Source organism: Staphylococcus coagulans (assembly GCF_022557135.1).
In the GTDB taxonomy this organism is placed as follows: domain Bacteria; phylum Bacillota; class Bacilli; order Staphylococcales; family Staphylococcaceae; genus Staphylococcus; species Staphylococcus coagulans.
Map to the genome: position 1 here is coordinate 539,079 of NZ_CP092966.1, position 23,777 is coordinate 562,855.

The 23,777-nt window shown below is 36.9% G+C and carries 19 protein-coding genes; 14 read left to right on the forward strand and 5 right to left on the reverse strand.

The genetic code is table 11. The features are described from left to right. Positions 1–2 precede the first annotated feature (2 nt). Together trpA and KM149_RS02320 are read left to right on the forward strand one after the other, a co-directional pair. Positions 3–734 (forward strand): tryptophan synthase subunit alpha, encoded by a 732-nt coding sequence (trpA, locus tag KM149_RS02315; protein WP_050329980.1) that lies wholly within the window; start codon positions 3–5, stop codon positions 732–734. A gap of 147 nt (positions 735–881) precedes the next feature. Then, the gene (locus KM149_RS02320) at positions 882–1,595 is read left to right on the forward strand and encodes an HAD family hydrolase (RefSeq protein ID WP_241415501.1); all 714 of its coding nucleotides are present in this window, start codon (positions 882–884) and stop codon (positions 1,593–1,595) included. Between the two features lie 115 nt (positions 1,596–1,710). Here KM149_RS02320 and KM149_RS02325 read toward each other — a convergent pair whose 3' ends face one another. Continuing rightward, positions 1,711–2,139 (reverse strand): 6-pyruvoyl trahydropterin synthase family protein, encoded by a 429-nt coding sequence (locus tag KM149_RS02325; protein ID WP_165545247.1) that lies wholly within the window; start codon positions 2,137–2,139, stop codon positions 1,711–1,713. 358 nt (positions 2,140–2,497) lie between these two features. On the opposite strand from KM149_RS02325, the gene KM149_RS02330 reads away from it, so the two are divergent. From KM149_RS02330 to KM149_RS02340, 3 genes are all read left to right on the forward strand, one after another. Next, entirely contained in the window at positions 2,498–2,635 is a 138-nt protein-coding gene (locus tag KM149_RS02330) for a hypothetical protein (RefSeq protein ID WP_169925587.1), read from the forward strand. Positions 2,636–3,117: 482 nt separating this feature from the next. Next, complete coding sequence (locus tag KM149_RS02335) at positions 3,118–4,896, forward strand: ABC transporter transmembrane domain-containing protein (protein WP_060829424.1); 1,779 nt, start codon at positions 3,118–3,120, stop codon at positions 4,894–4,896. Further along, positions 4,893–6,671: an ABC transporter ATP-binding protein gene (locus tag KM149_RS02340; RefSeq protein WP_173545578.1), complete on the forward strand. Its 1,779-nt coding sequence runs from the start codon at positions 4,893–4,895 to the stop codon at positions 6,669–6,671. Before KM149_RS02335 ends, KM149_RS02340 begins: the two co-directional genes overlap by 4 nt. Positions 6,672–6,895: 224 nt before the next feature. On the opposite strand, the gene KM149_RS02345 is transcribed toward KM149_RS02340, so the two are convergent. From KM149_RS02345 to KM149_RS02355, 3 genes are all read right to left on the reverse strand, one after another. Beyond that, on the reverse strand, positions 6,896–7,324 hold the full coding sequence (locus KM149_RS02345) for a pyridoxamine 5'-phosphate oxidase family protein (protein WP_050345201.1): 429 nt from the start codon (positions 7,322–7,324) through the stop codon (positions 6,896–6,898). 289 nt (positions 7,325–7,613) lie between these two features. After that, on the reverse strand, positions 7,614–8,999 hold the full coding sequence (locus KM149_RS02350) for an alanine/glycine:cation symporter family protein (protein WP_214971236.1): 1,386 nt from the start codon (positions 8,997–8,999) through the stop codon (positions 7,614–7,616). A gap of 594 nt (positions 9,000–9,593) precedes the next feature. Beyond that, positions 9,594–11,564 carry a fructose-bisphosphatase class III gene (locus KM149_RS02355; RefSeq protein ID WP_050329988.1) on the reverse strand — a complete coding sequence of 657 codons (1,971 nt, stop codon included), beginning with the start codon at positions 11,562–11,564 and terminating at the stop codon, positions 9,594–9,596. A gap of 459 nt (positions 11,565–12,023) precedes the next feature. On the opposite strand from KM149_RS02355, the gene KM149_RS02360 reads away from it, so the two are divergent. From KM149_RS02360 to KM149_RS02375, 4 genes are all read left to right on the forward strand, one after another. After that, positions 12,024–13,214 carry an MFS transporter gene (locus KM149_RS02360; protein ID WP_165545243.1) on the forward strand — a complete coding sequence of 397 codons (1,191 nt, stop codon included), beginning with the start codon at positions 12,024–12,026 and terminating at the stop codon, positions 13,212–13,214. Between the two features lie 333 nt (positions 13,215–13,547). Continuing rightward, on the forward strand, positions 13,548–14,819 hold the full coding sequence (locus KM149_RS02365) for a pyruvate MFS transporter (RefSeq protein WP_214971234.1): 1,272 nt from the start codon (positions 13,548–13,550) through the stop codon (positions 14,817–14,819). 168 nt (positions 14,820–14,987) lie between these two features. Then, complete coding sequence (gene srtA / locus KM149_RS02370) at positions 14,988–15,599, forward strand: class A sortase SrtA (protein WP_050345203.1); 612 nt, start codon at positions 14,988–14,990, stop codon at positions 15,597–15,599. Positions 15,600–15,771: 172 nt separating this feature from the next. Further along, positions 15,772–16,911 (forward strand): glycerate kinase family protein, encoded by a 1,140-nt coding sequence (locus tag KM149_RS02375; protein ID WP_060829430.1) that lies wholly within the window; start codon positions 15,772–15,774, stop codon positions 16,909–16,911. Between the two features lie 175 nt (positions 16,912–17,086). Here KM149_RS02375 and scdA read toward each other — a convergent pair whose 3' ends face one another. Beyond that, positions 17,087–17,767 (reverse strand): iron-sulfur cluster repair di-iron protein ScdA, encoded by a 681-nt coding sequence (gene scdA, locus KM149_RS02380; protein ID WP_214971232.1) that lies wholly within the window; start codon positions 17,765–17,767, stop codon positions 17,087–17,089. 310 nt (positions 17,768–18,077) lie between these two features. On the opposite strand from scdA, the gene KM149_RS02385 reads away from it, so the two are divergent. From KM149_RS02385 to KM149_RS02405, 5 genes are all read left to right on the forward strand, one after another. Continuing rightward, on the forward strand, positions 18,078–19,244 hold the full coding sequence (locus KM149_RS02385) for a betaine/proline/choline family ABC transporter ATP-binding protein (protein WP_182280845.1): 1,167 nt from the start codon (positions 18,078–18,080) through the stop codon (positions 19,242–19,244). Next, the gene (locus KM149_RS02390; RefSeq protein WP_050329999.1) at positions 19,244–19,879 is read left to right on the forward strand and encodes an ABC transporter permease; all 636 of its coding nucleotides are present in this window, start codon (positions 19,244–19,246) and stop codon (positions 19,877–19,879) included. The genes KM149_RS02385 and KM149_RS02390 overlap by 1 nt, the downstream gene beginning before the upstream one ends. A gap of 33 nt (positions 19,880–19,912) precedes the next feature. Then, on the forward strand, positions 19,913–20,566 hold the full coding sequence (locus KM149_RS02395) for an ABC transporter permease (protein ID WP_016426162.1): 654 nt from the start codon (positions 19,913–19,915) through the stop codon (positions 20,564–20,566). Between the two features lie 254 nt (positions 20,567–20,820). Continuing rightward, the gene (locus tag KM149_RS02400) at positions 20,821–21,924 is read left to right on the forward strand and encodes a Leu/Phe/Val dehydrogenase (RefSeq protein WP_060829433.1); all 1,104 of its coding nucleotides are present in this window, start codon (positions 20,821–20,823) and stop codon (positions 21,922–21,924) included. 516 nt (positions 21,925–22,440) lie between these two features. After that, positions 22,441–23,505, forward strand: a complete 1,065-nt coding sequence (locus tag KM149_RS02405) for a PTS sugar transporter subunit IIC (RefSeq protein WP_214971230.1) — start codon at positions 22,441–22,443, stop codon at positions 23,503–23,505. Positions 23,506–23,777: the final 272 nt, after the last annotated feature.

Sequence of the window (23,777 nt, forward strand, 5' to 3'; positions counted from 1 at the left end):
TAATGACTACGAAGCAATTTGTCGCTTATATTATGGGTGGCCCTCAGTTTATTGACGAACTTAAAGCTTTAGATGAAATAGGCGCTGATTATGTTGAAATAGGTATTCCATTTTCTGATCCTGTCGCTGATGGTCCTGTCATTATGGAAGCAGGCCAAGCTGCTATTAAAGCGGGTATGACAGCACAGAAAATTTTAAGCCAATTAAAAGCGGTACAGCATGAATTACAGACACGCACCATTTTAATGACATATTATCACACCATCGAAACGTATGGTGAAGCGGCTTTTATAAAAGATGCCGAAGCAGCAGGTGTGAAAGGCCTTATTATTCCAGATTTGCCTTTTGAATATGTAGAACAACTCAAAGCGCGTCATCCAGAGCGTCAGTTACAATTCATTTCCTTAATTGCGATGACAGCCGCAGCTTCACGACGTAAACGGATCGCAGCGTCTGCGGAAGGATTTATCTATACAATTACAATGAATCAAGTGACAGGGCAAAATGGTCATTTTCATCCTGAACTCAAAAACAATATTTTAGATGTTAAAGCACAGAGTAAAGTTCCTGTGTTTGCCGGTTTTGGAATACGAACACCTGAACACGTGCGTGAAATTATAGAAGTGGCAGATGGTGTTATTATCGGTAGTGAAATTGTGAGACGCTTTAAAGAAGAGGGAATCGACAAGACAAAAGTGTATTTAAAAACAATTAAAGCGGCTCTTGATTCGTAAGAAACATAATCCTGTTGTTTAATCATTTTATTGAACAAATAAAAGGGTTAAACGGTTTGAAAAACTGTTCATGACGATGTGGAAATTATATAATAATCTCACAAAGATATACTGATTGAATTGCTACGATTATAGGGGGTGTATTGGATGATGAAGGTCATATTATTTGATTTAGATGACACGCTGTACAATCAATTGGAAGCTTTTGAATTTGCATATCATCGTCATTTTGCAGATAGCGATATTGGTGCAGAGACATTGTATCGCCACTTTAGAATTTATAGTGATGCATTATTTGAAGCGACACAAACCGGTGAATTATCACTGAAAGCGATGCATATTGCGCGCATCACACAAGCAGTACATGATTTTGATATTGATTTACCAGAGCACATGGCTATTGCGTTTCAACAGGATTATGAAGCCGCACAACAACATATCAACTTATCAGAGACGATGGCACAAATCCTCAACTTTTTAACGTCTCAACAAGTTGAATTAGGTATTTTGACAAATGGTGAATCTGATCGTCAACGTCGTAAAATAGAAGCATTAAAGCTAGATGCTTTTATTCCTGAGTCACATCAATTTATTTCTGCAGAATTCGGTCTATCGAAACCAGAACGAGGTATTTTTAAAGTTGTCGAGCAGAAGTTAGAGGTTGCCCCGGATGAAATTTATTATATCGGAGATCATTTTGACAATGATGTCATCGGTGCCATTGATGCAGGTTGGCATAGTATTTGGTTTAATCGTCGAAATCGTCCTATGACGCATCAACAATACAACCCTGACCATATTGTGATGACCGAAGAAGAATTATTCGAAACCATTAAAACAATGTTCGAAATAGAACATTAACTAACGATACAGAACGTCAACACCCCCACCTTTTCAAAATGATGAGAAGATGGGGGTGCTGTTGCATTTAAATACTTTATAGATAGTGGCGAGATTCGCGCGTGATTCAGTCTATTTATTGTGCCATAATATTTCGTGTTAATTTTGTGCCTTGATCAGGTGTTTCAAATAATGTAATTGTATTCAATGAGACGCCTTCTGGTAGGTGCGCATGGAATTGTTGCCAAATCCAATGGGCAATATTTTCTACAGTGGTGTTCATTTCAGGTAATGTATCGTTAATCAACTGTCCTTCAAGTTTAGGCGCTAAATAGTGATTATAGACAGCATCGATTTCTTTAAAGTCCACAGCCATCCCTTGATCATCTGTTTTTGACCATAGTTCAACCTCTAGTTGATACGTATGTTGTTCTAAATCTACATAGCGTGTATCAGAAAAATAAACACGATTATCACACGTGAAAGCATAATGCTTAATGACAATGAGTGTTTTGTGATGACGTGCAAAATGTTGCGGTGGACGCACATGATCGAATTTTGTCATGTTGTTACCTCATTTCCTCTCTTTTTTATTAGCTTAACATATGAACAATAAAGTTGTGTAGCCCTATCCGTTTTGGTGCTATGTTACCAATTTTTCAACCAACTTATCTTTGCTTTGTTTATCATTCGTTTTTAAAGAAAGTGATAACTTTTATGCATCTCAATGGTAAATATCTCATTATTTCCCGACTAAAATTCTAGCCTATGGATGATTCATAATAATCAGTACAGATTGTGTTTTCTAAAAATAAAGCAATAAATACGAGGCCGTTATGTTGGGTGAGATAAAGTATGATAAAATAGTTTAAAATGTTATCGAAATATTTTGACATTTAAACGTAGTGGGAGGGGGAGGCAGGATGAATGATGAGCAGAAAATGGAAAGTGTAAAAAGGCAGCGTGCTATAATAAGAGGACTTAGTAAAAATATGAAAGTTAGAAAAGTAAGAAAAATTAAGGGATACGACGTCACTTTTAAATGTAGAGCTTTTCAATAAAGTATAAAAGCATAAATAAAGTGTGTCTAATTTATTTGAGCGGCGAGTGAAGGACTTATCACAACACGAAGCATAGCTTTAGAAAGGGGCGAAAACATGTAGGATGTAGATAAGAATTAAAGCGGATTGCGTCGAGCGCTTGTGTCAATAATAGTTTAAAAGCGCGTAACCATCGCTTTGATCATTCACGTTATAGATTGGGATAGAGATTCCTTAATCTATTAACTTTAGACAAACAATAGAATAGTAGCTATCCAGATTATATATGCGACACTTGTATACAGGTTGATGTAGCTCTTACTCACGCGCCCCAGAATAGGGAACAGAAGAGACGTGCGTGTTTCGAAAAATGAATTTAATGTTGTTTTAACGATGAGGCGTGCATCGTTTGAATAGAATACAGTAAAAACGTGTCGATGCTATTGTTCTTATACAAATAAATATGAAAGTACAGTCTGTGCTTAGAAAGAGTAGGTGGCAACATGAAAGTTTTTAAGCAACTCGGGTGGTTTTTCAAGCAAGAAAAATGGCGCTATATAAGTGCCTTGATTGCTTTAGTTATTACAGCTTTATGTAGCTTGATTCCACCGCAAATTATAGGTTTTGTGATAGATCATATCGCACAGCACACGTTGACACCTCAAAATTTAACAATGTATCTTGTGATTATCTTTATCGTCGGTTTAGCAGTTTATGCGTTACGTTATTTTTTGCGTACGCGATTTTTTGGCGCAAGTGCAAAATTAGGGAGAATTTTGAGAAATCAACTTTATGAAAAATATACGAATATGAGTCCATCATTTTACCAAAATTACCGTACAGGTGATTTAATGGCGCATGCGACAAATGATATTCGAGCGGTGCAAAACACTGCGGGTATCGGTGTGTTTACGATATCTGAAGCAGTCATAACGGGTGGCATCACTTTAATAATGATGTGTGTGACCATTAGTCCTAAACTGACACTCATTATGATGATTCCTTTACCATTATTGGTGATATTGACGAGTTATTACGGCCATTTGTTGCACAAGGGTTTTAAAGAAGCACAAGGGGCTTTTAGTCAATTAAATGATAAAACGCAAGAAAGTATCGCAGGGGTCAAAGTGACAAAATCTTTTGGTTATGAACAAGCGGACGAAACGGATTTTCGACAATTGAGTGACCGTGTCGTGGCTAAAAACTTAGTTGTATCCAAAATTGATGCGCTTTTCGATCCTACAATTGAATTGGTAATTGGTGCAAGCTACCTTTTAAGTGTGGTCTTTGGAGCATTGATGGTGATTCATGAGTCCATCACGATTGGTCAACTCATTACATTCACGACTTATTTAGGCATGCTTGTTTGGCCGTTATTAGCGCTTGGATTTTTCTTTAATATCGTTCAAAGAGGATCAGCATCTTATGACCGGATACGCAAAATAGAAAGTGTACAAAGTGATATTGTGACGACATCTCAAACATCGTCAGTTCCTGAAGGTGATATTGATTTCAATATTGATACGTTCGAATTTAAAGGTGAAACAGAACCAGACTTAAAAGATGTTCATTTCCAAATTAAACAAGGAATGACGTTAGGGATTGTTGGACATACAGGTTCAGGTAAAAGTTTATTATTACGTCTTTTACTGCGTGAGTTTGATACCAAACAGCCCGAAGATATTCAGTATGGCGGACGACCTATCCGTGATTATGAAATTAACAAACTTAGAGGTCAGTTCGGCTACGTGCCACAAGAACATTTTCTATTTTCATCAACCATTCGTGGTAACATCGCATTTAGTCAACCGGATGTTGCGGATGAAAGGGTCTTTCATGCAAGTGCGATGAGTCATATTCATCAAGACATCTTAAGTTTGCCTGAAGGTTATGACACCGTTGTCGGAGAGCGAGGCGTTTCATTATCAGGCGGCCAAAAGCAACGGATATCCATTGCAAGGGCATTAATGATGAATCCGCAAATTTTAATTTTAGATGATGCCTTATCCGCTGTAGATGCAGAAACTGAAACAGCCATCCTGAACAATTTGAAACAAGAACGTCAAGATAAAACGAATATTATTACGGCGCACCGTATGAGTGCGGTTATGCATGCAGATATGATCATTGTAATGAGACATGGCACTATCATTGAACGCGGGACACATGAACAGCTTATGGCAAAAGAGGGTTGGTATGCGGAGACGTACCGTTCACAAGCGATGCAAAGTCGTCTTACCCGTGATTTAGAAAGTGAAGTTGATGGAGGTGAGCGAAAATGATGCAGCAAGACGTCAAATCTCAATTGACAACGAAAGAACAAACTCAGACTTTAATGCGACTCATTCGTTATACATTTCCATTTAAAAAGTTAATCTTCCTAACTTTAGCAATGCTCACTTTTTCAACGATGGCAAGTATGTCTGTTCCTTATCTTGTCAAAATGTTCATTGATCAGTATTTAACACCGCAACATTTCCCAAGAAATGAAATTACGATTTTGTTAGTCGTTTTTGTTGCAGTCGAATTAATAGGGGCAGTCACTACGTATTTAAGTATTTATTACTTACAATACTTAGCATTTAAAGTTATCCAACAACTGCGTATTGATGCTTTTCATAATATCAGTCAATTAGGAATGAAATTTTTTGATGAAACGCCGAGTGGGAGCATTGTTTCGCGTTTAACAAATGATACTGAGGCAATTGTCGAAATGTTCACAGGTGTGCTCTCTTCCTTTTTAATTGCATTTTTCATGATTATCGCAAGTTTTGTCATGATGTTTGTCTTAGATATTCGAATGGCATTTTTCGCAATGTTGTTTATTCCGATTGTAATCGTTGTGCTCGCAATATATCGGAAATATGCATCCATTTATTTCTATGAAACACGTCAGCGCTTATCTGATTTAAATGCCAAACTCGGTGAATCTATAGAAGGTATGAAAATCATCCAAGTGTTTAATCAAGAGCGACGATTACGAAATGAATTCGAAGCTATTAATGCATCACATTATCAATATTCAATTAAGACAATACGTTTAGACGGTCTATTATTACGACCTGCGATTACGATGTTATCAACATTTGCAATCGTTGTGATATTAGCGTATTTCGGTATTTTAAGTTTTTCAACAACTGTCACAGCAGGGGTAGTGTATGCATTTATTCAATATATGCAACGTTTCTTTGAACCTGTCAACCAAGTGAGTCAAAATTTAAATATTTTCCAACAAGCCATTGTTTCAGCTAGTCGTGTTTTCAAAATGATGGACGATCCCACTTTAGCGCCGTTACAAAATGTGCAAAGTCAAGGTGAAATTAAAGAAGGAAAAATTGAATTTAAAGATGTTTCATTTAGTTATGATGGTCAACATGATGTACTTAAAAATATTTCATTCACAGTGGAGCCTGGCCAAACAGTAGCTCTAGTAGGGCATACAGGTTCCGGTAAAAGTTCTATCATTAATTTATTTATGCGCTTTTATGAATTTAACCGTGGTGAAATTTTAATTGACGGGCAATCTATTAAGGATTTTCCGCCGGCACAATTAAAACGTAATATCGGACTTGTGTTGCAAGATCCATTTATGTTTTATGGAACGGTCGCTTCTAATATTAAGTTATATCATCCGACGATGACACAAGAAGAAATAGAAGCAGCAGCTCAATTTGTACACGCAGATGAATTTATTCGTCAATTGAAAAATGGGTACGCCCACGAAGTGATTGAGAAGGGGAGTGCTTTCTCAAGCGGTCAACGTCAATTAATTGCTTTCGCAAGAACGATGGCTATCCAACCTAAAGTGCTTATTCTTGATGAAGCGACGGCGAATATTGACTCAGAAACGGAAGAAGCGATTCAACAGTCACTCAATCGTATGCGGACTGGACGAACAACGATTGCCATCGCGCACCGTTTATCGACGATTCAAGATGCCGATCAAATTTTAGTGTTAAATAAAGGGGAAATTGTAGAAAGAGGAACACATGAATCCTTAATTGCGCAAGAAGGCATTTATTACAAGATGTATCAATTACAGCTTAACGGCGCGTAATGTACAAAGGCAGTATACAGAAGCATGTGATGCCATGCAGTTCTGTATACTGCCTTTTGTGTGGAATACAACTTTATATAAGGGTAAGACATTTTATATAAACAAAAGCATAACAATGGGAACAATCGGAAAATAAAAGCATTTCCTCAACCAATCCCGAATAGGTTAATGATTCAAAAACTGACAGATTCATCAGCACACTCTCATTAATTTGCACGAATGAATTAAAGGGCACTGACATCAATTTCGAAAGGTGTATCTAAATCCTCACTGTTTAGTAACTTGATATGTGATGGGATGACACGGATAACGACTAAATCCGGATCATTTTTTGAATCAAAAAATGTTTTATCTTGTTCTTGCCATAACCAATCTATTTCTTTTGAATTCGTAATAATATCAATTGTACCATCGATTTCGACATAAGGATGACCAGATCCTTCTTCATAACCGAGTAATACGTGTGCTTTTGGATTTTGTTTTAATTCTTCAATTTTTTGAGAAGAACGGCTTGTTTTTGTATACAAATCTAAGTCGTCATTATAAAAAATCATATAACGACTATTAGGTTGATTGTTAACTGCAGTAGAAAGAACTCCGATACGAGATTTTTCAAATACTTGTTTCATTTGATTAATAACTTTTTGTTTCATTGATTTTTCACCTCAATGTACCCATACCCTTCTCAAGTAGGTTCAAACGAAAGTATGGAAGGGACACATTTCCAATTGCAAATATATCTATAAAAAGAAGAGTTCGAGACATAAATTTTTGATAACTTTAACTTTATGAATGTGCTTGTATAGAGGATGCCCTCTTGGAAAGCAAAGTCATACAATACGAAGTTTTTATCATAAAAAGATAGCGCTGAGACAATTTTCTATTAAAAATCATCTTAGCGCTATTTATTGTGGAACTTCTATACTAGCCTCTTGTTTTATTTTATGAATATTGACGTACAGACGGCTTAAAGTAAAGATCTGTTTCTTCTTTAATCACTTTGTATAAGAATAAAATACCAATTAAGTTTGGAATCATCATTAAAGCATTCGCTGTATCTGCAAACATCCAAACAGTTCTTAAGTTAGCTACTGTACCGATGAATGTTGCGATGACATAAATGATGCCATAAAACATGACATATTTTACGCCGAACAGATATTCAAAACATTTTGCCCCATAGACGAACCAAGCAATAATCGTTGAAAAGCCGAAAAAGATGACCGATAGCGATACAACGTATTCCCCCATCGAACCTAAACTTGCGCCAAAAGCTTTACTTGTAAGTGCACCGGCTTCTAAACTTGCATCATGATGCACACCAGAAAGTAAACCACCTGTTGGATCCCAAAATCCTGTAACGAGAAGGACGAGTGCTGTCATTGTACAAACGACAATCGTTACAATAAAAGTTCCTGTCATTGCGACTAGCGCTTGAATGGCTGGTTTTTCAGCTTTAGCATTTCCTGAGATTAAAGCGACTGTACCCAAACCTGCTTCGTTGGAGAAAATCCCTTTAGAAACCCCATTTTGAACGGCTTGCATGACTAAAATACCTGAAAAGCCACCTGCAGCGGAGACGGGTGTAAATGCATATTGAAAAATTAAACCAAATGATGGCAATATTTGATTGTAATTGAGAATTAAAATGATGATGGCTGCGCCAATATAAAAAATGGCCATCATTGGAACAAAAAAGCCTGCCACATTGCTAATGCGCTTTAAACCACCAAAAATAATTAATGAGATGAGTATCACTAAAACAATGCCGGTCACAAAGCCACTCACGTTAAAACTATTTTTCATGACGTCGGCAATCGTATTTGATTGCACGCTATTACCAATACCCAGTGCTGCAAACGCACCGAATATAGCGAAAGCGACCGCTAAAAATTTAAAGCGATGACCAAGACCCTTTTCTATGTAATACATCGGACCACTTGAAAATTCCCCTTTATCATTTTGAACGCGGTATTTCATTGCGAGTAAAGCTTCCGCATATTTTGTTGTCATGCCCAGCAAGCCCACAACCCACATCCAAAATACGGCACCGGGACCACCTAAAGTGACGGCAGTTGCTACACCGGCGATATTCCCATTCCCTATCATTCCAGCGAGTGATGTCATTAAAGCTTTAAAGTTACTGATATCGCCTTCATTGTCTTTATCACTTTCATTTGGAATGAATGCCAGTTTAAATGCATGCAATAATTTTGTAAATTGCATCCCTTTAAGTAAGAGGGTTAAAAATAACCCTGTCCCTGTTAATAAAATTAAACTCGGTGCCCCCCACAATATTGCATTGAGTTTTTGTAGAATATCAATCAAAATTTCTCCCTCCAATAATTCGCATTTCATAAGTAAACGCTTTCAACATTATAATACATCACGATTTAAAAAGTAAAATAGTGTAAAAGTTCGATTTTGCTCTAGTCATATGATTTGAATTTCCAATCTATCATATGAAAAATTTCTGAGATCAAATAGTTATTATTTTTGGTTTTATATAGACAGCACTTTGAAGTAATGAAATAATTTGGTTGTTTAGTCAAAGTTATTTGATAATGAGGAAAGAACTGGATCCTGTCTTTATACAAAAATGCTATAGCAGGCACTTTGGGCTGACAATCGACCGACACCCACTTCGAACTTGCCTACGTAATAAGGTTGTAATTGATATGATATCCATCATGTTTTCATACTTCATTTTGAACCACTTCAATGCGCACTCTCAAATTTTACACCTTTCTTTTGAACATTACCACTTTTATTTGCAATAAAATAGGGGCAAGACATAATGATGTCTCGCCCCACATACTTGTATGATAACTGATAAAATTGCCAACAATGAAAACCAACCAAAGACATTTCAAATCAAGATTGTATTATCAATGTCTATGCATGCGTAGTCGATATATTTAATTAACGATGTGTTGATTTTTTCATGTAACGATAGTTCATGAGCGCTTTCAACATGTCGATTTCTTTCTGCAATTCTACACCTTTGTTAGTATCGCGAATAAGCTTACGTTCTAACTCTTCATCCACGACACGTCGTATTGATAACTCATCTTCACCAGTTTCCAACATATTTTCTTTTGAGTTGAATTGCTGATGCGCCACCAACTGCATGCCAAATGAATTGTAGAGTAAAGTATAACCAGCAATTCCTGTTGTCGATTGATAGGCTTTTGAAAAGCCGCCATCGATGACGAGCATTTTACCATTGGCCTTGATAGGTGTCTCACCATCACGTTCTTTTACAGGTGTATGGCCATTAATAATTCGGCCTTGCTCTGGATCTAAATCAAACTCTTTTAACATTTTTTTGACGACAGCTTCATCTTCACGCAAATGATAATATGGGTTTTTCTTTTCTTTATGCGTTTTTTTATCTTGAATGAAATAACGTTCAAATGTTGTCATTGCACGCTTTCCAAAAAGTGAAGAATATTTACCTGTCCATAAATACCAAACTAAATCGGTAGAAAGGTCATCGTGTTCGTCTTTTTGTTCATATGCATAATGAACATGCTTTTCAAATTCATCCACTAATGCGCGACCTGATTCATATTGCCCATTAATGACCATACCTTCCATTTCACCTTGTTCGTCAATAGGAATACAACCGTGAATTAAAAGATTGCCATTATAACGCAAATAAAGGTTACCTTTTTTCATTAGAAAGTCAATATGACGACGCAATTTTTCAGATTCTTGGAAAGAGATTAACAGTTTATCAATCACTTCTTTTTCTTCCTCAAGAAGTGCACTTGGTTGTCTTGGATCGACGGTTCTAAAACATGTATTTTCAACAGGGTATACGACACCTTCTATTTCAACTGTTCTATCTTGATAATTAACACGATCCAATAGTAATCTTGACTCCATTTCGAATTCTGGACGGCGTTTAATAATTGGAGCCTCTAATTTAAATTGAATCATAGTAATAGCTTGATGAATTTTAGTGATTTGTAGTCTTTCAGATTCTGACGGTGTCTTTTCAGGATGCTTTTTAGGACGAAATGCTGGATTATCATCATAATATTTTTCAGCTAAAGTCAATAAAGGTCTCAAGTTAATGCCATATGCATCTTCAATGATGTCCAAATTATCATAACGGGCACAAATTCGTAAAAGGTTTGCTAAACATACTTTTGACCCCGAATAGGCGCCCATCCACAAAACATCATGATTTCCCCATTGAATATCAACGGAATGATAATCGATTAACGTATCAATGATTTTATCTGGATGAGGTCCCCGGTCATAAATATCACCAACTACATGTAAATGGTCCACCACGAGTCGTTGAATGGTATTGGCCAAACTCATAATAAGCTTTTCGGCTTGGTTTAACTTAATGATTTGGCGAATAATCGTTTCGTAATAATCTTTTTTGTTATTGTATTTATTACTTTTATATAAAAGCTCTTCAATAATAAAAACATACTCTGGTGACAAAGCTTTTCGTAATTTAGAGCGTGTATACTTTGAAGATGTATAAGTTATGACTTCTAATAAGCGTTGAATTGTTTTTTCATACCATTCATAACGTTCTGCTTTACTGTTAAACTGGCCTCTAATTCGCTTTATCTTTTCTTCTGGATAATAAACAAGTGCAATCAATTCGTTCATCGTTTTTTGATCAAGTCGATTGTCAAAAATATCGTGAACCTTCGCTTGTACGTTACCAGACCCGTTTCGTAATACGTGTTGAAAGGCGTGAAATTCACCGTGTAAATCACTGACAAAATGCTCAGTGCCTTTTGGAAGCTCTAAAATAGATTCGAGACTGATAATCTCGGTGGCTACTTTTTCTTCAGAATCATATTTCTCAGCAAGCAAATCGAGATATTGCTTTTTTAGCTCTTTTTCTGTATCAGATAACATAGTATTGACTCCTTTAATATTCATCGTATGTATACATGGGGATGAAGCCATTGGATTAAAAATGACGAGGTGAAGCGTCCTTTATCATCGCTTTTAAAACATGACCGGATCAATGCTTCCTAGTCCAATCGCCCCAATCCTTAATGAATGACACAATTATTTTATTTTAAGCGTTTTCAATTCTATTAAACCATATTCTTTTGTGAAGTTAAACGGACTTGTTTGAAGGTGAGGACTATACTTCATGTATGAACTGAATGTAAGATAAAGTGTTTAAACTAAATGCCTTATTATTTTTGAGAAGGCATTAAACAAGTCGTAGAAAGCACACAAATTGACTGAGTTTGCACTTTGATATGGCTTTTAGTCATTTCAAGAGGTTGATTTAACTCATCGAAAACGATATAATAGTCAGGTTATTAGTTAGCCTAGCTTACCATTTTAGAAGGGGGATTTTGAATGACTGCGGATAAGGGGAGTCAATTTCTTAAAAATTATATATTAAATTTTGTAGTCAATTTTCTTGTTTATTTAACAATGTATTTACTCATTGTGGTAATCGCACAGTATTCGATCAAACAATACCATGTGACTGCAGGTATGGCAGGACTTGTGTCAGGGATATTCATTGTAGGTGCACTCATTGGACGGTTTGTCGTAGGACGCTATATTCATGAGATTGGTCCACAAAAAATATTAATCGTGGGTCTCATTTCTTTCATTTTGACACAAGGTCTTTATTTTATTGAAGGGAGCTTGACCCTTTTATTAATCACTCGATTTTTAAATGGTCTTGCGCTTGCGGTTGCCACGACAGCAACGGGGACAATTGTTCCGCTCATTTCACCACCGGAACGTCGCGGTGTAGCTATTAGTTTGTTTAGTCTCAGTCTAGTGATAGGTGCAGCAGTAGGGCCCTTTTTAGGACTCTATTTAGCGCATTTCTATCCAACATTTGTTCTTTTTACATTTTGTCTTGTGATTGCGATAGCTGCATTTGTCATCGCGTTATTCTTGAAAGTCAAAGTTGAAATTGAGCCTAAACATGAAGTCCATCATAAAATCCATATTTCTCAGTTCATCTCGTTACCCGCGCTTCCTATTGCATTTGTTGTACTGATTTGTGGTTTAGGCTATGCCTCTGTTTTATCATTTTTACAATTATATGCAGAGCAAATCCATTTGACTGAAGTCGCAAGTTATTACTTTATTTGTTATGCCATCACTTCTATTTTGACGCGACCTATCGTCGGCCACATTTTAGATGAATATCATGAAAACTGGATTGCGTATCCTGCTTTGTTACTTTTTGGCTTAGGACTCTTGCTTTTAGCTTCAGCGCATGCGGGATGGGGTTTGTTAGTTTCTGGCGCTTTAGTCGGTATCGGATATGGAAGTATGACAGCTGTAGGTAACGTAGTCGCAGTGAAAATGTCAGATCCAGATAAAGTTGGCTTAGCGACATCAACTTTCTATATCGGATTGGATATCGGTATTGGCTTTGGCCCGGCATTAATCGGTATCATTGTGCCATCTATCGGTTACCGTACGATGTATTTAGGCACCGGTATATTAATGTTGATATGTATTTTATTATATAGTATTTTACATGGACAAAGACATCGTCATCGTAAAATAGAAGAAAACTAAATTTCGAAAAAGCAAGTGTTTGAAGTCTTACATCTATGACAACGGGCACTTGCGCTTTTTTATTACAAACCATATTCTGAATAAATCGAAAAATCTGAAAAATATGTTGTAACCGATTTCTTAACATGCTATATTCAGATAGTAATATGAAGGGATTAATATCTATCATGAGCATTATTCTATTCATAGATCAATTCTATTATGACAAAAGATGTCGGGAAGAATGAGTGGGATGCGTGCTTACTTTTGAAGACTGTTCATCTTTGTCGAAGGATGCATATCAACCTATTTTAAACGACAGACGTGCATCTTTATGAAAGCGGGGCAAAAATTATGAGTCAAAAGAAAACAAATATACGTTGGATGTTTGCAGGGATTTTCTTTCTAGTCGGTATCATTGCCTATATGGACCGGTCGAACATTTCTTATATTGCAGGTCCTATGATGAAAGATTTAGATTTAACGAAAGGGCAGTTTGCATTACTTGCATCATTTTTCTCACTTGGCTATGCGTTAATGCAAGTGCCAGCGGGATTTTTGGCTGAAAAATACGGGCCGAAAAAAATGTTAACGATTGCACTTGTATGGTGGAGTGCTTTCACAATTTTCACGGGCATTGTCAAACAACATGGCTTTTTATTTTTTATTCGATTTTTATTTGGTGTAGGTGAAGCACCAATGTTTCCATCTAACGCTGTCTTCAATACGTTTTGGTTTGGTAAAAATGAAAAAGGGCGTGCGTCTAGTGCGTTGTTAGCAGGATCTTATTTTGGACCGGTATTAGCGCCATTTATAACTGTAACCATCTATAATGCATTTGGTTGGCAAGCTGTTTTTTACATCTTTGGCGCAATTGGCTTCGTGATTGCTATTTTATGGGGCATTATCGCAAAAGATTTACCAGAACATCATCAAATGGTAAATGAAGCAGAAAAGCAATACATTCTACAAAATCGCGATATTATGAAAACGAAAAAATCATCTGCACCATGGGGAATGTTCTTTTCTCGTTTTAGTTTTTATGCTATTGCTGCACAATATTTTATTGTTCAATTTGTCATTACTTTATTTTTAATTTGGTTACCGACATATTTAATTGAGCAGTTTAAAATTGACGCAATGACGATGAGTAAGATTGCAGGTATTCCTTGGTTCTGTATGTTTATTTTAATTATGCTAGGTGGTACGATTTCTGACAAAATTTTGAGCGCAGGCAAGTCGCGTTTTACAGCACGTGCTTTAATTGCTATATTTGGCTTTATTGTGTTCGGTGTTTCTTTAAATTTTGCAATTTCATCTGTGACGCTTGTGGGCAATATCTTTTGGATGTCACTTTGTCTAAGTGGGGTCGGCTTATCGATGGTAATGAGCTGGGTTTCAGCTACGGATTTAGGGCGTAACTTTTCTGGTACAGTTTCTGGTTGGATGAACTTATGGGGCAACATCGGCGCGATGTTAGGGCCGTTATTAGCAGGATTTTTAGCGGACTATTTAGGCTGGGTAACGATATTACGTTCGATGACCTTACTTGTAATCATTGCTATTGCCCTTTGGTTTTTTGTGAAACCTGATGAACCATTAATTAAAGATCAAGTGGATGGATAATGCAAAGACTGTCATTAAGATTCAATGGACTCAAACCTAAATAAGAATAGGTGTGACAGGGTATGTTCAGCATTATGGCGCTTCTTTTATCTGTTCTGTTTTGTTTTCAATTTGAGCGTAAAAGTATATAATAAAATGACATAAATTATTTGTAAAAGAGGTTAAATGATGCAAAAATTGACACGATGGTTATTTCCGCTGATAGGTATTGCGCTGATTATCGGTGGTATTTATCTTGTATTTAAGCCGAAAATCGATGCCTATTTTACGAAGCAAGATAATGAAAAGAAGATTGAGCAGTATCAGGCAGAGCAAAAAAAAGCACCAGCTTCTGAAAAGAAGAAAACACCTCAAGTTCCGAAAGACCCATCAAAAATTGTTGGTGTTCTTGAAATTCCATCAGTAGACATTAAAGAACCTGTTTACCCGGGACCAGCAACACCTGAGCAACTCAACCGAGGTGTAAGTTTTGCAGAAGGCGATGAGTCATTAGATCAGCAAAATATTTCCATTGCAGGTCATACGGATTATACGTTGAATTATCAATTCACAAACTTGCATAAGGCTAAAAAAGGCGCAAAAGTGACTTTTAAGATTGGAGATGAAACGCGTCGCTATAAAATCACTTCAATTAAAGATGTCAAACCAGAGCAAGTCGAAGTTTTAGACGAAATGAAAAAGAAAAAAGATCAATTGACGTTAATTACTTGTGATGATTATGATGAAAATACAGGTCAATGGTTAACGCGTAAAATATATGTTGCAGAACAAGTAGCTTAATCATCGCGAGCTGTTTTAAATGAATAAATGTACGAGATGAAAAAGTGGCTTAGATTTCTAACAGAGATGTTCAGAGATTTAGGTCACTTTTTTAGTTATACATCATTTTGTTTTAAAGCTTGGACGGTGTAAAATGAATCTAACAAATGAGGGTGAACGGGAGAGGATAAAAATGCGTATTTTAATTGCACCGGATTCATTTAAAGAAAGCATGACTGCAATGGAAGCAGCGCATGCCATAGAAAAAGGGTGGCGGTCAGTGACTGGAGAACGTGACACGTTTAAAAAAATTCCAATGGCAGATGGTGGCGAGGGTACAACACAATCCTTACACGATGCGTTAGGTGGAAAGTTTGTGACAACTACAGTCACTGGGCCATTAGGCAGTCCAGTGGAAGCGACTTATAGTATTGCCGATGAAGGACGAACTGCAGTGATAGAAATGGCAGCTGCGTCTGGTTTAGATCTGGTTCCAAAAGCACAGCGTAATCCTTTAATCTCGACAACCTATGGGACAGGTGAGCTTTTACGTCATGCATTAGATCAAGGTGTCTCTCATATTATATTAGGTATAGGTGGAAGTGCAACAAACGATGGCGGTGCGGGTTTGCTACAAGCACTAGGTGTTCGTTTATATGATGCACAAGGAAACGATTTGCCGTTTGGTGGTGAAGCGTTGCAACATCTTGCTCGTATTGACAGAGAAGGACAAGATCCACGTTTTGATAATATTCTTTTTGAAGTGGCATGTGATGTAGATAATCCACTATTAGGTTATCGTGGTGCAACGGCGATATATAGCCAACAAAAAGGGGCAACCGCAGAAGATCAGGTTATTCTAGAATCTGCTTTGACACAATGGAACACTGTCATTGAAAAGATGCTCAATAAAAGGGTCAAAAACATACCTGGTGCCGGTGCAGCCGGTGGTTTAGGTGCTGGGTTATGTGCTTTCTTAAATGTGGAATTACGCCGAGGGATTGATATCGTTTTAGATGCGACACATTTTTATCATTATGCTTTAAATACTGATTTAGTCATTACTGGAGAAGGTGCTATTGATGGGCAAACGATATATGGTAAAACACCGATTGGTGTCGCAAAAGCTGCGAAAAAATATCATAAACCTGTTATTGCGGTAGCCGGTGTATTAGGGGAAGGATATGAAGCGGTTGAAATGCATGGTATCGATGCTGTATTTAGTTTGTCTACAGGTCCGAGGTCAGTAGAATCTGCTTTAAAAAGAGGGCCTGATGATTTGACCGAATGGGCCCGCAATATGGCTAAGTTCTCTATGATCCATCGTCAATAATCCCTATGATTAGATGATATTTCATTGGATTGAACAGATTGGCATCAAACGGATAGGTCTGTGTAAATATCTCAATTATAAAATGGAATTAAACCAATGAGAGGGCAGTTGACAATCAATTGATGCAAACTGCCCTCTCATTATCTTATTGTTAAATAGAAGTGGTGACCTAAAATTAAAGTAATTGTTCTACTTTAGGAAATAGCACATGATTTTCTAAGTGGACATGTGCATGTGTTTCTTTTTCTAAGTCTTCAATACGTTGATAAACTAAGCGCCAAGTCCCACAGGCTGAACTTGGAATTTCAAAGTCATCTGTTAGTTGACGCATCTCTTGTAATAATTCTCCTGCATTCAGATGTTCACTTGTCAGCGAATCTATTGTTGCCTCGAGGTCTTCAATTTGTTCTCCTTGATACGCGGCAACTAATTTTGGAAAAGCAATTTGTTCTTCTTCCTCAATATGCGCTAACATCTCGCCTTTAAAAGTATCATAGACCGACTTTAATTGAATTAAATGAGGGTTTTGAGGACCATGTACCTTTGCCAGCTTTGTTACATAAGGAGAGAGTTGTTTGAATTCTGCTCTTAAAGTGTCGTGATAACGTGATTGGATGTATTGAATCAGCGAGGGCACATCTAAATAACGTGTATCTATACCTTCACCTTGAATTTGACTTGCTTGCTCTAACTCACTGAGTAATACGTTTACATCGATACGTGGATGTTGTTCAACTGCTTCCAAGATTGAAACTTGTCCACCACAGCAAAAATCGATGCCATATTTACGGAAAACATCTGCTGTTTTAGGGTATTGCGTTACAATATCTGCGACCTTTTCTTGTGTTTGTATCATCATCATTCATCCTTTCTGTTTAAATCTTATAAGTCTAGTTTAAAGTCTTTGTGAAAAAATGAACATTAGGGATTTTACTTTATTTAGTTCAGAAAGTGGATAAGTTTATATCGTAAATTGACTAAGTGTAATTATTCATGCTTTTTCAATTAATAGTTCATTAATTATGTTAAAATAGTAATAGAGTTGAATTTGAAAAAATCGTAAAAACAGTTAAACAGGGAATATCGTTATCATTCAGCATGTGGCTGTTAATGAGACACCTATTACAGTATGCCATCGAAGCATCGAATCTAGAGGAGAGAAGTATATGTTGCGTATTCAGAATTTAACTAAAATCTATCCAGGTGGAAAGAAAGCCGTGGATAATTTAAGTCTTGATATTGAAGAAGGCTCATTTGTAGCGTTTATAGGGACAAGTGGAAGCGGAAAAACGACAGCATTGCGAATGATTAATCGTATGATTGAGGCCACAAGTGGCAAAATTTTAATTGGGGATCAAGATGTCCGTAAGATGAACCCGGTAGAATTACGCCGAAGTATTGGCTATGTTATACAACAAATTGGACTTATGCCACATATGACAATCAAAGAGAATATTGTTTTAGTACCCAAGTTATTAAAATGGTCAGAAGAAAAGAAAACGCAAAAAGCTAAAGAGCTCATCAAATTAGTGGATTTACCTGAGTCTTATTTAGATCAGTATCCTGCACAATTATCTGGAGGACAACAGCAACGTATTGGCGTTATTAGGGCTTTAGCAGCGGAACAAGACATTATTTTAATGGATGAGCCTTTTGGTGCGCTTGATCCTATCACACGAGATACACTGCAAGATTTGGTCAAATCATTACAGAAAAAGCTTGGCAAAACTTTTATTTTTGTAACACACGATATGGACGAAGCGATAAAATTGGCAGATCGCATTTGTATTATGTCGGAAGGGGAAGTCGTACAGTATGATACGCCAGATAATATTTTACGTCATCCAGCAAATGATTTTGTAAAAACGTTTATTGGTGATCACCGTTTGATACAAGAAAGACCGAATATACGTACAGTACAAGATGCGATGATTAAACCTATTACCGTTAATGCAGATGATTCGCTCAATCATACGGTCTCCCTTATGAGAGAAAAACGAATTGATACGATATTCATTGTGAACAAGCAAAATAAATTATTAGGTTATTTAGACATAGAGGATATAAACGAAGGATTACGGAAGCATGCAGAGTTAATTGATGTGATGCAACGTGACGTCTACCATGTACATGTAGACAGTAAGCTACAAGATTCTGTGCGAACGATTTTAAAACGAAACGTGCGTAACATTCCGGTCGTTGATAATGATGGCCGACTCGTCGGCTTGATTACACGTGCCAATTTAGTCGATATTGTTTATGACTCTATATGGGGTGAAGATGCTGAAGCGGAGCAAGTCAATATTGAAAACAATATAGGAGATGGGATCTAATGATTCAATTCTTACATGAATATAGCGGTGAACTCCTTAATAAAACCATTGAGCATTTTTATATATCGTTAATGGCGTTATTTATCGCTATTATTATTGCAGTACCTCTTGGTATTGTATTGGCGAAAACACGGAAAGTTGCCAATGTAGTCCTTACAGTAGCCGGTGTTTTACAAACTATCCCGACATTAGCAATTTTAGCATTGATGATTCCTATTTTTGGTGTAGGGAAAACACCAGCAATTATTGCATTATTTTTATATGTTCTTTTACCTATTTTAAGTAATACCGTGTTAGGTGTTCAAAATATTGACGAGAATATTAAGCAAGCCGGTTTAAGTATGGGGATGACACGTTTTCAACTCATGAAGAGTGTTGAACTTCCTCTAGCGCTCCCATTGATTATGGGGGGGATTCGTTTATCAAGCGTTTATGTCATTAGTTGGGCGACGCTAGCTAGTTACGTAGGCGCTGGCGGTTTGGGTGATTTTATTTTTAATGGATTGAATTTATATAATGCCAATATGATTATTGTAGCGGCAATTTTAGTAACAGCGCTCGCTTTGATTGCTGATATGTTGTTAGCGTTAGTTGAAAGATGGACGATACCTAAAGGGTTAAAAGTTGAGAAATAAGCGGAAGATAATGAATAAATAGGAGGTCAAACAATGTCAGGAAACTTAATCGAACAGTTATTCCAATACTATCAAAATAATATTGGCTACTTATGGGCATTATTTTTGAATCATTTATTAATGTCTGTGTATGGCGTATTATTCGCTTCTCTTATCGGTATTCCTTTAGGTATTTTATTATCACGTTACAACAAAATGGCTTGGTTTGTTATTACGGTAGCGAATGTCATACAGACAGTTCCAGTTATTGCGATGCTCGCTATTTTGATGTTACAAATGGGACTCGGAACAACGACCGTTGTTGTCGCTGTATTCCTCTATGCACTGTTACCGATTATTAAAAATACGTACACAGGCATTACGGGTGTCGATAGCAATATTAAAGACGCAGGGAAAGGTATGGGCATGACACAAAATCAAGTGCTCAGAATGATCGAACTCCCACTGGCATTATCAGTCATCATTGGTGGGGTACGAATTGCGCTGGTTGTCGCAGTAGGTGTGGTCGCTGTGGGTTCATTTATCGGTGCACCGACATTAGGAGATGTCGTTATCAGAGGGACAAACGCGACAGATGGTACAACTTTTATTTTAGCAGGCGCAATTCCTATTGCTTTAATCGCTGTAGGTATTGATGTGCTTTTACGTCTTGTAGAAAAAAGGTTAGATTCTGCAAAGCATGCTTAAATTTAAAATTATTTTCCTAGTTAAATAAGTAGTCAGCTATGAAAAAACGACCGACTTATGTTATGATATTCAAAGGTTGGAAACGCTTACATTCGACAACTTATATGTCTTCAATTGAAGTCTGTTGCTTGAGTGAAAGAACGGGTTAGAAAGTGCGAGTGATATTGCATTCTAAAAGGGGAAGACACATTTCGACTGTGTCCATGACTCACGTTTTCATCCACGGGAAATGAAATAACAGAGGAGGAATGGCAATGATTTTTGAAAAAATGGCACAAGCTGATTACGAGCAATTAGTTTTTTGTCATGATGAAACGACAGGATTGAAGGCGATTATTTGTATTCATGATACGACTTTAGGTCCTGCGTTAGGGGGATGTCGTTTTTGGAACTATGAAACGGAAGAAGAAGCAATCATTGATGTGATGAGACTTGCAAAAGGGATGACCTACAAAAATGCAGCAGCTGGTTTAAATCTAGGTGGCGCAAAAACAGTTGTCATTGGTGACCCTAAAAAAGATAAGTCCGAAGCGTTCTTTCGTGCGTTAGGTCGCTATATTCATAGCTTAGATGGACGTTATATCACTGCCGAAGATGTAGGTACAACGGTTGAAGATATGGATATGATTCACCTAGAAACACCACATGTCTGTGGAATTAGTGAATCTTATGGTTCAGGCGGCAATCCAAGCCCGATGACCGCATTGGGGGTTTATTACGCAATGAAGCGAACTGCGAAAGAAGCCTTCGGGTCAGACTCATTAAAAGGAAAAACAGTTGCCGTCCAAGGTGTGGGCAATGTTGCTTTTCATATGTGCCAATATTTGCATGATGAAGGAGCACATTTGATCGTCACTGATATTAACGAAGAAGCGGTTCAGAATGCAGTTGAAGCATTTGATGCGCAAGCAGTCGGCATTGATGAAATTTATAGTGTCGATGCAGATATTTTTGCACCATGTGCCTTAGGTGGCGTGTTGAACGATGAAACGATTCCTTCATTAAAAGCTAAAATGGTTTGTGGTAGCGCCAATAATCAGCTCTTAGAAGAAAATCGTCATGGTCAAATGTTAGAAAAACGCGGCATTATTTATGCACCGGATTTTGTTGTGAATAGTGGCGGCGTCATTAATGTGGCTGATGAACTGAATGGCTATCATCGTGAGCGGGCTGAGAAAAAAGTGAAAGCTGTCTATGATCAAATGGATAAAATATTTACAATTGCGAAAGAAACGCATGTTTTACCATTACAAGCGGCGGAGCATTTAGCTGAATCAAGAATCAATACAATGATGCGTGTGCACAGTAAATACTCATCCAAGCCTAACAATCAATTGCGTGATACACGTACCCATTGAAATGTTTAAACAGCCTGAAACATTAATTTTTGGTCGCATACCCTAACCTTTGAGCTGATTGAGGGATAACAACCACAGTCGACGAGATGTTTAAGACGTGTGTAGAAATCGAAAATTTGATGCTTATCTAGCTAAGTTCATACAGTTTTAAATATATAACAGCATAATAGGCGCCTTTCAAAGTGGACATTGTATAATGAAGACTTCGAAAGGCGTTTTAATATTTTTTGTTCAAAAGCATATTAACCGTGTTTAGTGCTTTAATAATAAGAAAATTCTAAAAATTATATTGAAAAATAAAAAAGGTTACGGTACGCTACAAGAGTATTCAAATGCAGCTAAAAAAAGGTGAATGTTAAAAAAAGGAAATGTGTCTGAAACCAGTGGTGTATCATATAGTACATGACGACGTACACTTATGTCTCCAATCAGATGGCATAATCCTTAATATTACTGTCCATTTCACAACTTAGCCATGTAATACATCTCATTAACTCATTTCAGGTGGTAGATAAAATGGAAGCAACAGAGAAAAGAATGAACTTTAAACAATTTATGTATAAGGTGTTGAATGGTTTAGCGATTTCAATAATTGCAGGACTGATTCCTAATGCTGTATTAGGTGGATTATTTAAGTATTTAAGCCAATATGCAGATATATTTAGCACATTACAATTTGTCGTACTAGGCATACAGTTTGCTTTACCTGTTATGGTCGGTGTACTTATTGCCTTACAATTCAAACTTGACCCTATGAGTACAGCTTTAGTAGGAGCGGCATCTTTTGTAGGTTCTGGTGCAGCTAAAGTGACTGAAGCCGGGTGGCAAATCGTAGGAATTGGAGATTTAATTAATACGATGATTACCGCTTCAATTGCGGTTCTACTTGTATTATGGATTGGTGATCGCTTAGGAAGCCTAAATGTAATTTTATTACCTATTTTAGTCGGAGGTGTACCGGGTCTTATCGGCGTTTTAACCTTACCTTATGTCAGTAAAATTACATTAGCAATCGGAAGTTTGGTGAATACTTTTACGACTTTACAGCCAGTTTTAATGGGCGTATTGATTGCGGTTTTATTTTCATTTATTATCATTTCACCTATTTCTACGATTGCAGTCGGTCTAGCGATAGGAATTTCTGGATTAGCTGCGGGTTCAGCTGCTATTGGGGTAGCCACAACAGCAATCGTGCTGTTTATTGGTACTTTACGTGTCAATAAAATTGGTGTGCCCATTGCGATCTTATTAGGGGGCATGAAGATGATGATTCCTAATACGATTCGCTACCCTATCATCTTTTTACCAGTGGGTGTTACTGCTGCGATTACAGGAGCTGTAGGCGCACTGCTCGGTATAACTGGAACAAAAGAAACGGCTGGGTTTGGAATTGTTGGACTTGTGGGCCCGATTAAAGCATTAGAATTAATGGAAGGTAATCATATAACATCGCTGATGATTGTGATTTTTGTATTTTTTATTATCCCACTTGTTGTAGGCTTTATAGTCAATTTTTTGCTTTCTAAAGTGTTTAAACTCTACACTTCTGAGATATACAAATTTACAGCGACTGAAAAATAACAAGTTGAGCTTTAGAATTAAAATACTTTATAAGCAGCATGACTTTGTCCACACGTGTTTGTACATACACTTTTAAAAATTGAATTTACAATCATATAAGGTGACATGTCTTACGCATGATCTGTAAATATAAAAGAGGGACATCAATCCCAAAATAAATAGCACTCAGATGATTTTAAATAGAAAATCGTCTGAGTGCTCTCTTTTTTATGATAAAACTTCGTATTGTGTGACTTCGCTTCTGATTCAATGAAGGCAAATTGAGTTGAGAC

Coding starts and splice junctions, on each gene's coding strand:
- KM149_RS02390 (WP_050329999.1), top strand. CDS start 19,244: ATGATTCAATTCTTACATGAATATAGCGGTGAACTCCTTAATAAAACC.
- KM149_RS02345 (WP_050345201.1), bottom strand. CDS start 7,324: ATGAAACAAAAAGTTATTAATCAAATGAAACAAGTATTTGAAAAATCT.
- srtA (WP_050345203.1), top strand. CDS start 14,988: ATGCAAAAATTGACACGATGGTTATTTCCGCTGATAGGTATTGCGCTG.
- KM149_RS02320 (WP_241415501.1), top strand. CDS start 882: ATGATGAAGGTCATATTATTTGATTTAGATGACACGCTGTACAATCAA.
- KM149_RS02335 (WP_060829424.1), top strand. CDS start 3,118: ATGAAAGTTTTTAAGCAACTCGGGTGGTTTTTCAAGCAAGAAAAATGG.
- KM149_RS02330 (WP_169925587.1), top strand. CDS start 2,498: ATGAATGATGAGCAGAAAATGGAAAGTGTAAAAAGGCAGCGTGCTATA.
- KM149_RS02405 (WP_214971230.1), top strand. CDS start 22,441: ATGGAAGCAACAGAGAAAAGAATGAACTTTAAACAATTTATGTATAAG.
- KM149_RS02385 (WP_182280845.1), top strand. CDS start 18,078: ATGTTGCGTATTCAGAATTTAACTAAAATCTATCCAGGTGGAAAGAAA.
- KM149_RS02395 (WP_016426162.1), top strand. CDS start 19,913: ATGTCAGGAAACTTAATCGAACAGTTATTCCAATACTATCAAAATAAT.
- KM149_RS02375 (WP_060829430.1), top strand. CDS start 15,772: ATGCGTATTTTAATTGCACCGGATTCATTTAAAGAAAGCATGACTGCA.
- KM149_RS02365 (WP_214971234.1), top strand. CDS start 13,548: ATGAGTCAAAAGAAAACAAATATACGTTGGATGTTTGCAGGGATTTTC.
- KM149_RS02360 (WP_165545243.1), top strand. CDS start 12,024: ATGACTGCGGATAAGGGGAGTCAATTTCTTAAAAATTATATATTAAAT.
- KM149_RS02400 (WP_060829433.1), top strand. CDS start 20,821: ATGATTTTTGAAAAAATGGCACAAGCTGATTACGAGCAATTAGTTTTT.
- KM149_RS02355 (WP_050329988.1), bottom strand. CDS start 11,564: ATGTTATCTGATACAGAAAAAGAGCTAAAAAAGCAATATCTCGATTTG.
- KM149_RS02340 (WP_173545578.1), top strand. CDS start 4,893: ATGATGCAGCAAGACGTCAAATCTCAATTGACAACGAAAGAACAAACT.
- trpA (WP_050329980.1), top strand. CDS start 3: ATGACTACGAAGCAATTTGTCGCTTATATTATGGGTGGCCCTCAGTTT.
- KM149_RS02325 (WP_165545247.1), bottom strand. CDS start 2,139: ATGACAAAATTCGATCATGTGCGTCCACCGCAACATTTTGCACGTCAT.
- scdA (WP_214971232.1), bottom strand. CDS start 17,767: ATGATACAAACACAAGAAAAGGTCGCAGATATTGTAACGCAATACCCT.